Annotated in this window: 12 protein-coding genes; 7 read left to right on the forward strand and 5 right to left on the reverse strand. The window is 38.9% G+C overall.

What is annotated here, in order from left to right; all coding sequences use genetic code 11:
• Nucleotides 1–733 precede the first annotated feature (733 nt).
• The 5 genes from AC012T_RS20115 (at nucleotide 734) to AC012T_RS20135 (ending at nucleotide 6236) form a co-directional block, all read left to right on the forward strand.
• Entirely contained in the window at nucleotides 734–1762 is a 1029-nt protein-coding gene (locus AC012T_RS20115; RefSeq protein WP_487060495.1) for a polysaccharide biosynthesis/export family protein, read from the forward strand.
• A complete protein-coding gene (locus tag AC012T_RS20120) occupies nucleotides 1759–3156 on the forward strand; it encodes a GumC family protein (RefSeq protein ID WP_487060496.1) in 1398 nt (465 codons plus the stop codon). Before AC012T_RS20115 ends, AC012T_RS20120 begins: the two co-directional genes overlap by 4 nt.
• Nucleotides 3157–3229: 73 nt before the next feature.
• Nucleotides 3230–3382, forward strand: a complete 153-nt coding sequence (locus tag AC012T_RS20125) for a hypothetical protein (RefSeq protein WP_487060497.1) — start codon at nucleotides 3230–3232, stop codon at nucleotides 3380–3382.
• A 784-nt stretch (nucleotides 3383–4166) separates the two neighbouring features.
• A complete protein-coding gene (locus AC012T_RS20130) occupies nucleotides 4167–5195 on the forward strand; it encodes a hypothetical protein (protein ID WP_487060498.1) in 1029 nt (342 codons plus the stop codon).
• Between the two features lie 453 nt (nucleotides 5196–5648).
• Nucleotides 5649–6236, forward strand: a complete 588-nt coding sequence (locus tag AC012T_RS20135; protein ID WP_487060499.1) for a Uma2 family endonuclease — start codon at nucleotides 5649–5651, stop codon at nucleotides 6234–6236.
• A 76-nt stretch (nucleotides 6237–6312) separates the two neighbouring features.
• Here AC012T_RS20135 and AC012T_RS20140 read toward each other — a convergent pair whose 3' ends face one another.
• A complete protein-coding gene (locus AC012T_RS20140; RefSeq protein WP_487060500.1) occupies nucleotides 6313–6933 on the reverse strand; it encodes a HEPN domain-containing protein in 621 nt (206 codons plus the stop codon).
• Nucleotides 6926–7957, reverse strand: a complete 1032-nt coding sequence (locus AC012T_RS20145) for a ParA family protein (RefSeq protein ID WP_487060501.1) — start codon at nucleotides 7955–7957, stop codon at nucleotides 6926–6928. Before AC012T_RS20145 ends, AC012T_RS20140 begins: the two co-directional genes overlap by 8 nt.
• A gap of 425 nt (nucleotides 7958–8382) precedes the next feature.
• Between AC012T_RS20145 and AC012T_RS20150 the strand changes: the two genes are divergently transcribed.
• Nucleotides 8383–9687 (forward strand): O-antigen ligase domain-containing protein, encoded by a 1305-nt coding sequence (locus AC012T_RS20150; RefSeq protein ID WP_487060502.1) that lies wholly within the window; start codon nucleotides 8383–8385, stop codon nucleotides 9685–9687.
• Between the two features lie 337 nt (nucleotides 9688–10024).
• Here AC012T_RS20150 and AC012T_RS20155 read toward each other — a convergent pair whose 3' ends face one another.
• From AC012T_RS20155 to AC012T_RS20165, 3 genes are all read right to left on the reverse strand, one after another.
• Entirely contained in the window at nucleotides 10025–11365 is a 1341-nt protein-coding gene (locus AC012T_RS20155; protein ID WP_487060503.1) for a TldD/PmbA family protein, read from the reverse strand.
• Between the two features lie 84 nt (nucleotides 11366–11449).
• Nucleotides 11450–11806, reverse strand: a complete 357-nt coding sequence (locus AC012T_RS20160) for a four helix bundle protein (protein ID WP_487060504.1) — start codon at nucleotides 11804–11806, stop codon at nucleotides 11450–11452.
• Between the two features lie 34 nt (nucleotides 11807–11840).
• On the reverse strand, nucleotides 11841–13313 hold the full coding sequence (locus AC012T_RS20165; RefSeq protein WP_487060505.1) for a TldD/PmbA family protein: 1473 nt from the start codon (nucleotides 13311–13313) through the stop codon (nucleotides 11841–11843).
• 591 nt (nucleotides 13314–13904) lie between these two features.
• On the opposite strand from AC012T_RS20165, the gene AC012T_RS20170 reads away from it, so the two are divergent.
• On the forward strand, nucleotides 13905–15677 hold the full coding sequence (locus tag AC012T_RS20170; RefSeq protein WP_487060506.1) for a ShlB/FhaC/HecB family hemolysin secretion/activation protein: 1773 nt from the start codon (nucleotides 13905–13907) through the stop codon (nucleotides 15675–15677).

Genomic DNA, 15677 nt, shown 5'->3' on the forward strand with positions numbered 1-15677 from the left:
ATTGACTGGTAGATGCCCGGAAAAAATAGGTTGGGTTAAGCAATTATGCCACCCAACAAAAGCTTTGATTATTTGGGTTTCTTGATGTCAACCCAACCTAAAATCTATAGGGATTTTAAACCCATGTAGACGACCTTCCCCCCGAAAGGCCAATGGGTTGCTGTGATTGCTGTTTGCTTTTTGATTAGAGAACTCCACAAAAAGAAATGCCCGATGTCATTCTGAACGAAACAAAGTGTAGTGAAGAATCCTCCGAGATGCTTCGTTTCGCTTTGCTACACTCAGCATGACAAAACAGGATCATTTATTTTGTGGCTGACTCTTAGTAGATGTTCAGCACTTCCTGAAATGGCAAACAGCGTTACTGAGGAAAAATGCATACTTTTAAAAAACCTGTATTATTTTTATATACTTAATTTGGCTCAATGTCAAATAAAATTTGTATAATTTTCGATGATTGACTACCAACTGATTCAGCTATTGAATCTCACTAATTTCCCTGATTGATATCAGTAATTAAAATCGGGAATTACGTAACCTTACGCCTTACAGTTGGCTAAATAGCTAGATAAATTGGTAAAAATTGGATAAGAGCATCTCAGTTAATACAGTAAAATAAATATTAGTTATTAGGGAAAACTTAAACTAGATTCTCTAGTTATAAATACTACTAAGTTTGGTCTTTTTACTCTCACGAATTACCGAGACACTTATTTACGTATTTTCTCTGACAATGCTTAAGCGTTTAATTTTTAATACCATAGTTGCAACCCTAACCTTAGCAACACCTAGTTTGGCATTGCCCCTATCTCCAGGCGATCGCATCAAGGTAACTATTCCAGAGGGAGCAGAGTTTAGTGGAATTTTTGAAGTTAACTTAGAAGGCAATTTAGAGATTCCCTATCTCACGCCGTTGCCTGTTGTGGGTTTAGAACCAGAGCAAGTGCAGGAAAATCTAACGACAGTTTTGATTGATGGCGCTTTTTTCCAACCCTCCTTTCTCCAGGTGAGTTTGAAAGTGGTGCAGTGGGGCCCGGTGGAGGTGTTTGTGAGTGGGGCAACATTTTTACCAGGAAGGGTATTTATCAATGAAGCTTCCCCAGGGGAGAAAACACAGCCACCTGTGCCAGTAGCCGGACAATATCCCCCAAACCGTTACTTGGCAGCGGCGATCCGTGATGCAGGTGGAGTTAAACCTACCGCTGATATCAAAAACATTCAATTGATTCGTGGCAGAGAAACCAGAATTATTGACCTATCTGGTCTATTTACAGGTGAACCCTTTGTCGATTTGCCATTGATTGCGGGCGATCGCATTATTGTTCCCGATTCAGGACAGATGCATAATGAACTCGTGCGTCCTTCCCCAATTACCCCGGCGGGAGTGAAAGTATTTCTTTCTAATCTCACCGTACCAGCTACAGGAAATGCTGTTTCTGGGATTGGACGTGATGCCACATCATTTCCTTATGGCTCTCGCTTTTCCCATGCAGTCACAGCGGCTAACTGTGCTGGGGGAACAAGAGGTACTAATGCCGAACGCAAAGCCATCCTGGTAACTACTGAGCAGTTGACTGGAAAAACTACGTATTTACAACGCCATATCAACGATCTACTGACAAATTCCACCAGTGATGCCAATAACCCTTTTCTCCAGGCTAATGATATTGTTACTTGCTATGACTCAAAAGTCGTGCAATTTCGGGATATTATCCAAACCATTTTATCCCCTATCCCCATTTTGCGAGATTTGCTCAAATGACACAGCAACCGTTAGTTTTGAAAATGGTAAATCTGGGGAGTTTCCTCAAAGGCCGTTGGCTGCGTTATCTCATCCTCAGTGTAATAGGTAACACTTTGATTTGGGGGTCATCGCTGCATTATTTGAAAGTTACCAAACCTACCTACACCAGTGAGTGGGGTTTAATTCTTAGCAGTGGTAGTTTAGGAGTAAGCGTCAATTTGCCAGGGATTGGTCAAGCGTCTTCTTCTAGCGGTTCAGCTTTAGGGAGTTCGACTTATGATCCAAGAGCAAATCTTGAGTATATTTTTACCAGCGATCGGGTTTTAAAAGCAGCTGCTGCGATCGCTAAAATTCCAGCTGATAAATTCCCCAAGCCCCGCATCAAACTCTTAAACAACACAACAATCATGCTGTTTGAAGTGACTGGCAAAAGTCCAGAAGAAGCACGGGATAAATCCTTGGCTCTCTATCAAGCTATAGTCAGCCACGTCAATGTTTTACGAACTGGAGAAATTAGTCAGCGAGGAAAACCTTCCCAGGCAATTTTGCTTTCAGCCCAACAAAAATTAGAGGAAGCGCAAAAACGACTATCGGAATACAAAATACGTTCTGGTTTGAGTTTTCCTGATCAAGTAGGTAATTTATCTACCAATATTGAACAGCTGCGCCTGTTGCGAGCAGAAACTAATGCCCAAGAGCAGCTAAATAACAAACGAATGCAGCAGTTGTCCGAGGATTTGGGACTTTCCTCCGCAGAAGCAGCAACAGCTTTTCTTCTCCACGCAGACCAAATTTTTCAACAAAACCTCAAGGATTATAGTGAAGCGGCAACCACCTTAGAAGTTTTAATCACTAAGTTTGGAGTCAATCATCCCCAGGTAATTAAAGAAACAAAACGGCAAGATGCCGCTTGGGTAGCCTTACTCCAGCGTGGTGAATACCTATCAGGAAAGCCTCTAACTCCTGAGACACTCAATCGTTTAGCTTTGGCTGTGAACGGATCTGGGCGAGATACATTATTCCAGAGTTTGGTGTCTTATCAATCAGATCAAAAGGGACTCAAAGCCCAAGTTCAAGGATTAGACACAGCGATCGCACAACTGGAAAAGCGTCTGGATAATCTCTCCCAAAAGCAATCAATCTTAGAAAACTTGAAGCGAGATCAACAGATCGCTGAAGCAGTATTTGCATCTACCCTCACCAAATTAGATTTAGGACAAGGAGACGTGTTTTCAACCTATCCTTTAATTCAAATGGCGATGGAGCCTAGTTTACCCGATGAACCTACTGCTCCCAAGAAGAACTTTATCCTCGCTGGAGCAGCGATCGGTTCAGTCTTTTCCACCCTTGGTCTTGGTTTGATGTGGATTCGTAAACCCTGGATAGACAAACTATCTAAATGGATTTCGTGAATAGGTAATTGGTAAATGGATGAGTTTATCAAAACCACTCACGGAATAAACTATTTGAGCGTTCAATAAATTGGTGCGGAATCTAAAATTATTTCGTTGGGTATTCCCCATGACTCCTCAACAAGTAGCCCAAGCACTCGTTAGCGGGATAAAAAAGAATCAAGCAGAAATATTAGTGGGTTGGCAATCTTATTTAGCTCTATCGTGTCAACGGGTTGCGCCTTGATTACTAGAATTAATTTTACGTTTGGCTAGACCAGTACAAAAAACACAACCACAATTCAACTTAATTAAAAATTGGATGGCAAAAATTCATCATTTACGAGATTGGTTGTTTTTTAGAACTTCCGTGGCCTTTGCCGCACCCAGAAAATAAATATCCCAACTTTTGTATTCTGGATATCAGCGAGAAATAAGCTCAAACTACTCCGGTTGCCTACAACTCAGATGAATAGCCCGAAAAGTTCCGTCTATTCCCCTTATTTGGGTGGATAGCCCGAAAGATTCCGTATAATACTCTGATATTGACGATATCCAGAATTTCTCTTGCTATTACCTAGGGCTTGCTGAATAAACCAAAAACCTATATATATCAACAGTTTCAGGCTAAAAAAGTAGAAGAAGGTGCAAGAAATAAGCGATGAAATCATCAAAAACCGTTCATTTACCCAGATTTGAGAATATTCTGATCTCCTTCTAATTCTTCCTCCTGACTCCTGACTCCTGACTCCTGACTTCTAGCCCTAACGGAAAGACTTTTTCAGCAAGCCCTACCTAGGCGTTATGGTAGGGTACAATTGGTTATGAATATTTTATTATCTAAGTTAACACCAACATAACCAGGGTAAAATCTGGGTGTGTTAGACAGAAAATTTCCGTCTAATAGTTAGGTTTCCAGTCCTTTTCCAAACAGAGGAATGGAGGAGTCAATTTCAGAAGCCCACTTATATAGTTTCATTGAAGCAGCTTAAAATGATTGCAAATACTTCTCAAATTAAGAGGTGGGAATTATGCTTCGTCCTAATAATGTCACTTCGTTTGTAATATCTTACTATAAAGCTATCTGTGATAGTGAAAGTAATAGTTCGAGATGGCCACTGTCTGATATGTATTTACTGGATGCTATCCCATCAAAATCATTAATCAATGCAAAAAATACATATGCTAATATTGGAGAAGAGACTCCATTATTGTTGATCAGCACTAGCTTTTGGGGATCTGGTAAGTCAGGGATTTTATTAACAGATGCATGTCTTTACTTCAAACTTACTGAAAAAGAGCGTTTTAGGGATACGTTAGCTGAGATATCCTTGGATAGAATCTCGAAAATATCAGTAGAGAATGATTGTCTATTAATAAATCATAAAAAATATTCTTGTGACTTGCTCTATAATGCTGAGAAAAAAATATTGATAGGAGACTTTTTTAATAGGTTATCTTCTGGCTTATCGTCAGTAGAAAAGGAGTCTGTTGAAAAAATATGGAAGCCTGATAGATACTCTAAGGTAATAAGCCAAATTTTTGAGGGAAGGCGTGACGAGTTCTTTTATAAGCTTGCCCAATCGATCACACCCAATGAAGAATACTTAAGTGGCTTTTCAACTGGATCTCAAAAGGTCAAATTTACCTCCGAAAGAGTAATAATATATGGAGGAATATCCTCACAACAGCAAACTATTTTAAGAAGTGAGGTGACTGGAGTTACAAAAGTGCGTAAAGGAGTATCCATTCCTGGACATTTTTATAAAGACTTTATGGATAAGACCATAGGGACAAATCCTTATATGGATAGCAAAAAACTGTCTGAACTCGGAATAGCTATTGGCATAGAGATGTCAAAGTACTTAGCAAAGCAGGGAGCCGAAAAAGTAATTTCTCTTATAAACAATAAATGGTCTATTGTAATCAAAACGAATAGATATGATTATAAAAGAAAGGACTTTGAATCTATCATGGTTTTTGAGGAACTAGAACCCTCTCAAGCTGACTTAGCGTTGGCGGCTGCCAAACGTGCTGGCATATCGGTCGATACAATATAAAAAATGCAGTGCGATCGCCGATCTTGTAGGGTGCGTTAATGAAATGTAACGCACCTGATTTTGTCAAGTAGTTTGTCAGAATCAGGATATCCAGGATTTAAGGATGTACAGGATGTGATAGTAAATAAAACTGGATTATTGTAGAATTAAAGAAAAACTTTTTAGAAAAGGAAGGGAATTAAATGACTATTGAAAACACTATTGTAGAAAAAGTGCGGGTATTGTCACCAGAGAAACAACACCAAGTATTAGCCTTTATTCATCTATTGGAAAATGATCAATAGGAATTTTTATATCAAGGAAAATTTAAAAGTGTAAACTAAATTCCCTCTCACCAGTCTAATTCCCCATTACATTCTTCTATCGGTGTTGCTAATCCTTGTCTAATGTTCAAAATTCGTGCGTTACGCTGACGTTAAATAGTACCAAAACTAACTAAAGAGTGATTTCCCCATGATCGCAGCTAAAGAAAACTTTACCCCAGAAGAATACTTTGCTTGGGAAGAAAAGCAACTAGAAAAACACGAACTGATTAACGGTCAAGTTTATGCGATGAGCGGCGGCAGCGTTAATCATAGCCGCATTGCAATTCGACTTGCGACTATGGTTGATAGCCATTTAGATGCTAGTAACTGCATAACAGGTAACTCAGACCTGAAAGTTAAAATTGTTAGCACAAATAACTACACCTACCCAGATGTCAGCGTCACCTGCGATGATCGTGACAAAAACACCCCAAATTATTTCACCTATCCCTGCCTCATCGTTGAAGTTCTTTCACCTAGCACTGAAACCTATGATCGCAGTGGCAAATTTAGACTGTACCGCAAAAATCCAGTTTTACAGGATTATTTATTAGTGAGTTCCACCAGCATCGAAATGGATTTGTATCACAAAAACGAAGCAGGTGATTGGTTAATTATTAACTATCAAGCAGGTGACACAGTGGAACTCAAAAGCATTAATTTAAGCTTTCCCATTGAGCAAATCTATCGCAACCTCAATCTCACACCTGAGACTGAATCAAACCAATTATCCTAAACCTCATTCCCCAATCGGAAATGAAAATTGTAAATTGCATTTCTCCCCTTACTACTGACAACTAACTGAATGCTGACTATGGTTGACTATTAGAGATAGCAACCAAACCCACTATTTCTTCTCCACATTTACTAAGAAAGTCGGTTATACTCTGACATTCATCTTTACTGATTGAATATTTTTGATTAGTTGAAGGATCAATATCAGCTTCATGAACAATTGAGTTTCTTCTATTTATTATTAATTTTAATGTAGTTTTAGCGGTTCTATCATCCATACCCATTTTTATAGCGATTTTTTGCCATTTTTGTTTTTCTTCCCAAATGTAGCTTAACCCTTCAGCTACTTTTTCAGGCTCTTGAAAGGAAACAGTTTTAAATTTTTTGAATAGTGCTTGTTCAAATATGTATTCCTGTGGAGGAACTGTTGCAGAAATTAACTCATTATATATGGATATTGATTCTGCCAAATATTTTGGCGTTGGTGGCCTTTGATTTGTAAAAATTTCCATCATCCCTATGCGAATAACATCATGGATGAGTTTATCAAAAGCACTTACAGAATAAACTATTTGAGCTTTTAATAAATCATCAAAAGGGAATGGTGATCTTATAGAGCTTTCTAAATATTCATACAGTGAAGTTAGATTTTTAGCGTCTGGTATATTCGCTTTAAAAAGCGTTAAGGCTCTATACATAACCTAATAATTCAATTAATTTATTATTGATAGATTGGAATTGTTTGTAAAAATCGTCTCTTCTGGTTATCATCCCATCTAAAATAGGACCAGTTTCAAGCATTTCCGCATCTGATAACTCAAAAACAGGTACACCTGCTTGAAGTGACTTAGGTAATAAACCTTGAAAATCTGGGATCTCAGCAAGGCAATAACTATTATTAATGAATTCAGGTTCGTACTCTTTAGAATCCAGTGTCATTCCTACCTTGAGAATAGCGTGAAAAAATTTATCTTTTATTTGCTTTTTAATTTCATCAATATTATCTCTATAAGGTTTCGCAGCCCGTCCTTTACGAACATTAAATCGCTGAATTAAGCTTCCAATAAATTTAGGTTCTCCTTCTGATAATGGGTATGCAGAGTCAGCAAATAATTGCACAGCATTTTTTTTCCATGAAACCCATTTTGGTAAAATATTTGTTAAAGTATTGATGGCCATAACTGAAAATGGATCTGGATTTGTCGGTACTATAAAAGCATGAGATGATAAAAATAAGTTTTGATTAATTGCACTTAGTCCTGGATTTAAATCTATTAATGTATAGTCAATAGAATATTTTTCTTCAGTAAGTTTCATTAATTCAGAAAATGCACCAGGTAAATTTTGCAAAGTTGTTATGGCATTATTTGAGGTTTGGGCAAATGTCAATGCAGCATCATATTCTGACAGATTAGCGTGTCCTGCAAGTAGATATAGGGATGAGGCTCTTGGTGGTGAAAAACAATCCACAGCTTGAATAGGAGATGGTTTTCCACTAAAAGCAACCTGAACTCCATCTTTAATATTTTGCTCTTTAGTAGCATCTTCCAAATAATATTTCTCGAAATCATCACCGAGAATTAAACTTGATAAGTTGCATTGTGGATCAGCGTCTACAACTAAAACGTTGTTATTTTTTGATAGCATCCATCCAATATTGTATATAGAAGTGGTTTTGCTCACTCCACCTTTATGATTAAAAATTACTATGCGCTTACTCATATATTTCCTCTTTAAATTCGTTCCTAGTAAATGCGGAAACTTAGTGATTGCTTGTTTTTAACATTCTATATTTCTTATTATTACCATTCTTTCCTATTCATAACTAAGCTGTATCTGCCTCAGATATCTAACTTCTTTGATAAATTAGGTCTTGGCTGTATCCTTGGAAGAGTCCAGTCAATATAAACCTCATCCATCTTGAAAAATTGAGTTTTCGCCATAGAAAAAACTATGGATTTCAACTTGGAAGGGGTTTATAACTAAAAACTATATGATAAAAGTGCGATCGCATCAATAGCAAATGGATATATTTTTTATCCTTTGTCAATCCTTGCGTAAATATGTCATACAATTGATACTATTACTTAGGAATCCTATGGTCTTTCTTTCTGTTCTCCTAACTCCTGACCCCTCAAAGGAAATTAATGTTAAAACAGACCAAAAAAGATGATATTAAACCAGAGAATGTGCCAGAAAAAGTTGTCTGGTGGGCGATCGCTAACACCTATTTTATCTGGCTTTTCGGCGGGCTTTATGTTGTCGGCGCTCTCCTGGGTTGGCTACTGCTAATATTTTTACTAATTAAAGTCCTAGCGCAAACTGAAAACACCCCAGACGACGAAAAAATCGTCATCCCCTGGTCTTTGTGGATTTGGATAGCAGGAATGCTGATGATGGAAGTGGCATTGATAGCGGGACATCTCGACTACAACTTACCAACAGGTTTAATCATTAAATCCTCCATTGGCTGGGCTAAAGGTTGGGCTGCATTGGCTCTGTATCCCTTAGCAGGATGTTTAAAAATCCGCCCCCAGATAATTTATCGAGCCGTGTGTATTGTGGGTTTTCATACCCTGTTGATTATCCCTTTTTTACTGTTAGCACCCTCTTTGCACCTACCCCAAGTTCTCTATGTCTCACCACTCAAAGCCGTAGGGGGACCAGGTAATGAATTCTTTGATGTGCCTCTCTATGAAATTGATGGCAGCACAGGCGATTTACGTTGGCGGCTATTTACTCCTTGGGGCCCAGCATTAGGTTTTGTTGGCAATGTTAACTTTATGCTGGCCTTGCAAGAAAAAAATAAAAAATGGCGCAGGTTAGGACTAGCCGGATCAGTAATCATGTGTTTTGTTTGTAAATCCCGTATGGCTCAGGTTTGCATCGTTCTCATCCCCTTATTTACAAAAGTTTTCTCTGGTTTAGCTCGGCCAAAAATGCTAATTGGACTGGGTTTTGTTAGTTACCTGAGTGGCATTTTCTCCCCATCAATCATTGTGGCCCTTGATAATTTTTGGGAAGGTTTCAAGGGCGCAAGAGCCGGATCTACAAGAGTACGCATGGCTTTAAAAGATATTGCTATATATCGCTGGAAAACTGAAGCTCCAATGTGGGGACATGGTGTTGTTGAAGAAGGCCCTCACATTGTTGAGCATATGCCCATTGGTTCACACCATAGCTGGGCAGGTTTATTATTTGTGAAGGGAATTATTGGTTTTATGGCTTTAGCCGGTCCATTAGCTTTCAGTTTTGTTGATTTGTTAATTAAGTCAATGGACAGTAGACGACAAACTGCAAAAGTTGGCTTGAGTATTGTGATGATTCTTTTTCTCTATACATTTGGTGAAAATTTAGAGATATTAGTTTATTTATATTGGCCTGGATTATTGGTTATGGGTATTGGTTGTCAAGAAAAACCAAAACTTACAGACATTACAGCAACAGTTTAAGGGACTTCCAGATACAAAATATTCAATAGGACTAGCCCTTTCAATGTGGTGAAATTTAGAACGAAGATTGGTAGTTGCAACCTTTAGAAAAACCAAAATCTGATAGGAAGATTCAAGATTGAATCAATGAAACAAGGTATATTCGTTAGTCACCTTGAAAGGGCTAGTCCTAGTCTCTACAAAATTTATTGGGCGCAACCTCACAGAGAATTGGTATAAATTTTATGTAAGGATTCAGGATACAGAATATTTGATATAGCAGGAAACTCTTAACAGAAGAGAAAAATATTCTTCTTCCTCCTGACTCCTGACTTCTGACTCCTGAATTCTTACAATTTTACTCACCAGTAATAGAAAGTTCACTCACCCAAACTCTGGGACAAACTCCCCCTGGCGTTAACTCCACCTCTTTCTCTACATAAACAATTGACTGTAAGACTTCCAAGAAATCGCCAGCAACAGTTGCCGACTCAATGCTGGTTTTTTCACCTTTGTTAATTAACCAACCATCAAAAGGTAAAGAAAACGAACCTTGCAAGGATTTAACACCAGCATGGAGAGCTTGTAAATCATCAATTAAAATTACATTTTCCGCAGTTTCTAAACTCAATTCTTGCTCAGTTGTCCCGGCTGCAAAAACGTGATAAAAATTGGGACTTACACTCACTTTTGCACCAATACTAGCATTACCTGTAGGTGTAGTATTGAACCTTTTAGCAGTTCCCGCACTGTGGAGAAAGCTGGTTAAAACACCATTTTCTATCAACTTTACCTGACGGGTAGGAGTACCTTCACCATCAAAAGTTTCTGCACCAACATTTGCTGGATGTAAAGCATCATCATAAACTGAAAGTAAAGGTGAAGCTAGTTGTTTACCTATATCTTCAGCTTTAGATAAACTTTGATTGTCCAGAATGCTTTGAGCGTTGAATAAATTAGAAAAAGCACCCAATAAACTCAAGAAAGCTTCAGGTGAGAAAACAACTCGATATTTACCAGTTTTGATTTTCTCATAATTCAAATGACTGATAGTTTTCTCAGCCGTTTCCTTAATACAACCAGCAATATCTAACTCAGCTAAACTTTCCTTAACTCGATAAGCACCTGCACTGCGTGGTTTCTTATTTTCTTCCTCAGTTTTGGTGTAAAGATAAACTGTAGCTAAAGAATGAGATTCTGTCCTCACAGCACCATCACTATTAACATAAAACCTGTCACTATCCCTTTGTGCCAAACCATTATAAGGCACACTTGTAATAGCAGGATGAGTAGATAGAAGTTCTTTCTCAGCTACTAATAATTTCTCTATCAGTTCAGAAACTGGAGCTTGGGGTGCTTTTTCGTGACGTGGATTAGCAATAGGAACAGTTGCTTCTGGACTAAAATCAGGGATGTTTTCCTTCACTCCAAAAAAACTAGCTTCATAAGCTGTTTTCAAAGCCAATTCTAATCCCAGAGGATCTACATCCGTGGTGCTAGTCACACCCATTGTATTCTCTTCGTTCCAGACTCTAACAATTACACCAGAACGATTAGAAGCCTTAACTTGTTTCGGTTCACCTTGGTCAACTTGAACGCTCGTATCATCTACAGTTGAACCGTAAATATCAAACTTTTTAATGCCCAGTTTAGCGGCATTTTCTTGAGCGTAAGTTGCAATTTCTTGTATTTTTGTCATGGTCACTCAATTTTGGATTTTAGATTTTAGATTTTGGATTTGAAAAAACTGTTTTAGAAATTAGATTTTGGAATTTGGATGTTATCATTTTGGTTTTTGCCGCAGAGTTTTTATTGAAGCAACTGTCATAGCTAGAATTTCACTAGTTTCTTGCATTAAATTTTTAAGTTTCTCCACTGTTATTAACTCTGATTCAATCAGTAGTTCTAACCAGTAAAGAGTTTCATCAGCTTCTTCTTCTACAATACTAAGTTTGGCAATCAAGTCAGCCGTAGACTTAGCGCGACAAGCTGATCTATAATTAGCACCTACAGAAGTTGCAGAGCGTAACAACTGTTTACCAATAACATCACCAGTTTTAGTTGTTGGTAATGATTCAACTAGACGAATAACTCTTAATGCAAGTTGTTTGGTTCTGGTCTTAAACTGTTGCTCATTCACAATCCAAAATCCAAAATCCAAAATCTAAAATTCTTTATCGTCCACCAACAGTAATAGAATCAACCTTAATATGAGGTTGTCCAACTGTAGTGTAAATGCTGCCACTAACAGAACCACAAAAACCAGGTGCAAGTTCTAAATCTTGGGAACACATAGAAATTTTATTCATAATTTCCTTAGCTTCACCAATCAAGGTAGCTCCTTTTAGCGGTTTAGTAAGTTTGCCATTTTCTATTAAATAAGCTTCATCAACACTAAAGTTAAATTGACCTGTAGCACCAACACTACCACCACCCATTTTTTTACAGTAAATACCTTTATCTACAGAGGCAAATAAATCTTCGTTGGTGTATTCGCCTGTATCAATATAAGTATTTCGCATCCGACTAGCGGCAGCAAAAGTGTAATTTTGACGGCGGCCACTGCCTGTTCTCGGATGTCCGGTACGAACTGAACCGGTTCTGTCAGCTAAGAAGTTTTTGAGAACACCTTTTTCAATTAATAATGTTCTTTGGGCTGGCATTCCTTCGTCATCCATATCAATTGTACCGAAGGCATTATCAGCGCGTCCTTCATCCCAAGCTGTTAAACTTTCATGGGCAATTTTTTCGCCTTTTTTATCAGCAAAGGGTGTGGTGTTGCGTTCAATTTGGGTAGTTTCTAACAGGTGTCCGCAAGCTTCATGGAAAATTACGCCGCCAAAGTGATTGGCCATGATGATGGGGTAAGTTCCTGATTCTACGTAATCTGCATAAAGCATTTTACCGGCTGATTCGGCGATTTGTTCAGATGCTTGTTGATAATCCCAGGTTCTCAGGAAGTTAGCATCACTGGTGTTACCTGCACGTTCGGCAATGGAGGCACGGTTAGCACCGTCAGCACAGAGAAGATTAAATCCTACTGATTGAGTGAGACGAATATCACGGGCAAATGTACCATCACTGGCAGCAACTAAGACTTCTTGCCAGTCACGGAAATAGGAAGCACGGCGTGATTGGACGTGGGTAGCTTTTTTGTGGAGTTGGGCAGTACCATCAAGGAGAACTTCTCCCATTTCGCGGATGGAACTACATAGAGGTAGCCAGCCATCTTTGCCGCGTTTGGTGGCGTAGTCTCTTAGTAATTCGAGGTTAATTTCGGGTATGAAAGCATTAGCTGTAGGTAGTTGTAATCCTAAGATAGAAAGACCTTTTTCTAAAGCTGCTTTTAACCCGGAAAATGTGAGGTTATTGGTGCTGACGTAGCAGTCAGCTTTGCCACGAAATACTCTAACTCCTGCACCTGTGGCTAAACTGGGTGAAATGCTGGTGATGGTGTCGTCTTCTGCTAGACAACTGATGTAGTTACGACGTTCTAAATAGAATTCGATAAAATCTGCACCAGCGGCGCGTCCTAGTCCTAAAAGGGTTGCCAGTGGTGCTTCCCAGGTTTCATCAAATCGTTCTGAGGTGGATGAATACTGGAGGGAGGGGAGTTGGTTCGAGAGAAGTAGGGTATTTGTAAGCATGAATTGCCTCGTCTGCTGGCGTTGTGACTGAAAAATCCTGGTGTGTTATCAGTCTAACAAATCCATCCAAGCGGCTGTTGGCAGTTAGGCAGTAGGGTTTTCCTCACATCTTTTCTTTCAACACCAGAAAGGAGAAATTCCTAAAGTAGATACACTCAAAAAAATAGCAGAGGCTCATGGCTTGAATCTTAATGAATATCTGGAAGAGGTAGCACAAACAATATCAAACCTGAAAATGAAAAAAATATCAATTTTTAGGCATGATAAATGGTTAAACAGGTTAAACATAAAACGAAAGAGAAGCGATCGCTCTAAGAGGATGTCTGAAAAGTTAGAAAAGGTATAATTTGTTATTCTGTATCCCTTACGGGATACGTAAGCTATAAAATCTAGGGTTTGAGTGATTAGTCGGAGATTATTCTCTAGGCTGCAATACTTACCCTGCGGGAAGTAAACTACAGCATGACTTTGCAAATATCCTCTCACTATTCATCATAGAAATAATCTTTGTAATAAATTTATCAGTGTAATCTTTAAAATCACCCTTCTGAGAAGTATTATTTTATCTGATGGAGAGCAAAATATTATAATATGTACTACTTAAGAACTGCGTTGTATTACTTGCTGTTAAGTATACTTGTATCGCTTGATAGTGTAATGTCCCGACCTCTGAAAGCGCAGACTATAGAAACTGAACCAACATCAAAGGGTGATACCTTCTTATCCCAACAAATTCCACTCCCTCAAGATTTACAACCACCTTCACCTTCCCCATTTCAAGCACCGGAAATACCACAACCACTACCCCCACCAGCAGAACTATTTCCACCTACTGAGCAAATTACCCCACAGCCAGAACAATTTCCTAATAATTCGCCTGCAACTATTGTTGTTGAACGGTTTGAAGTGATTGGTAGTACGGTATTTAGTGCCGAGGAGTTAGCTCAAGTTACTGCCGAATTTACTAAACGACCGATTTCGCTGGCTGAGGTGTTTCAAGCTCGTTCTCAAATTACTGATTTATATATTAAGAATGGTTATATAACTTCTGGTGCGTATATTCCACCACAAACTATCCAATCTGGTGTGATTAAAATTCAGGTAATTGAAGGGAAATTAGAAAACATAGAAATAGTTGGTACGGGGCGACTGAATCCCAATTATATACGTAGTCGTTTAGCAATAGCTACAAAAGCACCTGTAAATAGGGAGCGGTTGCTGGAGGCGCTGCGATTGTTGCAACTTAATCCTTTGATTGAGAACTTGTCTGCGGAACTGTCTGCTGGTTCTCGGACTGGTACTAATATATTGCAAGTGAAGATTAATGAGGCGAAAACGTTCCATTCCCAAATTACCTTAGATAATGGGCGATCGCCTAGTGTGGGTAGTTTTCGTCGCAGATTAAATGTCTCTGAGGGTAATTTACTAGGCTGGGGAGACTCTCTGAGCCTGACTTACAGCAATACAGATGGTAGTAATTCTCTTGATGCCACCTATACATTACCTGTTAATTCTCGCAATGGAACTATAGCTTTTAGCTTTAGTAATACAGCCAGCAATGTGATTGAACATCCTTTCAATGTCCTGGATATTCAGTCCTCTTCCCGTTCCTATGAACTCACATTTCGTCAACCCATAATTCAAACTCCCACACAGGAATTTACTCTTGGTTTGACAGGTTCTCGACGGGAAAGTGAAGCTTCTTATATCCCCGGTGATCGGATTCCTTTCCCCTCGGTGGGAGCAGATGAAGAAGGACGCACAAGGTTATCTGCGTTGCGCTTTTTTCAAGAATGGACTACTCGCAACAGCTATCAAGTAATTGCAGTGCGATCGCAATTCAATCTAGGAATTGATTTCTTAAATCCTACAATTAATACATCTGCCCCTGATGGACGCTTTTTTTCTTGGCAGGGGCAAGCTCAATGGGCAAGGCTTCTAGCTCCTGATACCTTAATTTTATTCCGTGCTAATACACAATTAGCCTCAAGAGCATTGCTGCCTTTAGAACAATTTGGCTTGGGTGGTCAAGAGAGTGTGCGTGGCTATCGTCAAGATTATTTACTCACAGATAACGGAACTTTGGTTTCTGCTGAAGTTCTCATCCCCATTCTGCGCTTACCCAAAATGAATGGTATGTTACAGGTCATCCCCTTTATTGATTTCGGTGTCGGCTGGAATAATTCAGGTACAGACAATCCCACACCGAATACCTTAGCTGCGGCAGGAATAGGTTGGCAATGGACACAGAACAATCTTACCGCTCGTCTGGACTGGGGAATTCCTTTAATATCAGTTGATACACAACCAGGAACATGGCAAGAAAATGGCTTGTATTTTTCTTTACGATATAATCCTTTTTGA

The organism is Anabaena sp. EIM26 (genome assembly GCF_057568715.1).

Excerpts from the sequence above, each read along its gene's own strand:
- AC012T_RS20145 (WP_487060501.1), bottom strand. The coding sequence starts at position 7,957 with ATGAGTAAGCGCATAGTAATTTTTAATCATAAAGGTGGAGTGAGCAAA.
- AC012T_RS20165 (WP_487060505.1), bottom strand. The coding sequence starts at position 13,313 with ATGCTTACAAATACCCTACTTCTCTCGAACCAACTCCCCTCCCTCCAG.
- AC012T_RS20155 (WP_487060503.1), bottom strand. The coding sequence starts at position 11,365 with ATGACAAAAATACAAGAAATTGCAACTTACGCTCAAGAAAATGCCGCT.
- AC012T_RS20170 (WP_487060506.1), top strand. The coding sequence starts at position 13,905 with ATGTACTACTTAAGAACTGCGTTGTATTACTTGCTGTTAAGTATACTT.
- AC012T_RS20120 (WP_487060496.1), top strand. The coding sequence starts at position 1,759 with ATGACACAGCAACCGTTAGTTTTGAAAATGGTAAATCTGGGGAGTTTC.
- AC012T_RS20150 (WP_487060502.1), top strand. The coding sequence starts at position 8,383 with ATGTTAAAACAGACCAAAAAAGATGATATTAAACCAGAGAATGTGCCA.
- AC012T_RS20140 (WP_487060500.1), bottom strand. The coding sequence starts at position 6,933 with ATGTATAGAGCCTTAACGCTTTTTAAAGCGAATATACCAGACGCTAAA.
- AC012T_RS20115 (WP_487060495.1), top strand. The coding sequence starts at position 734 with ATGCTTAAGCGTTTAATTTTTAATACCATAGTTGCAACCCTAACCTTA.
- AC012T_RS20130 (WP_487060498.1), top strand. The coding sequence starts at position 4,167 with ATGCTTCGTCCTAATAATGTCACTTCGTTTGTAATATCTTACTATAAA.
- AC012T_RS20135 (WP_487060499.1), top strand. The coding sequence starts at position 5,649 with ATGATCGCAGCTAAAGAAAACTTTACCCCAGAAGAATACTTTGCTTGG.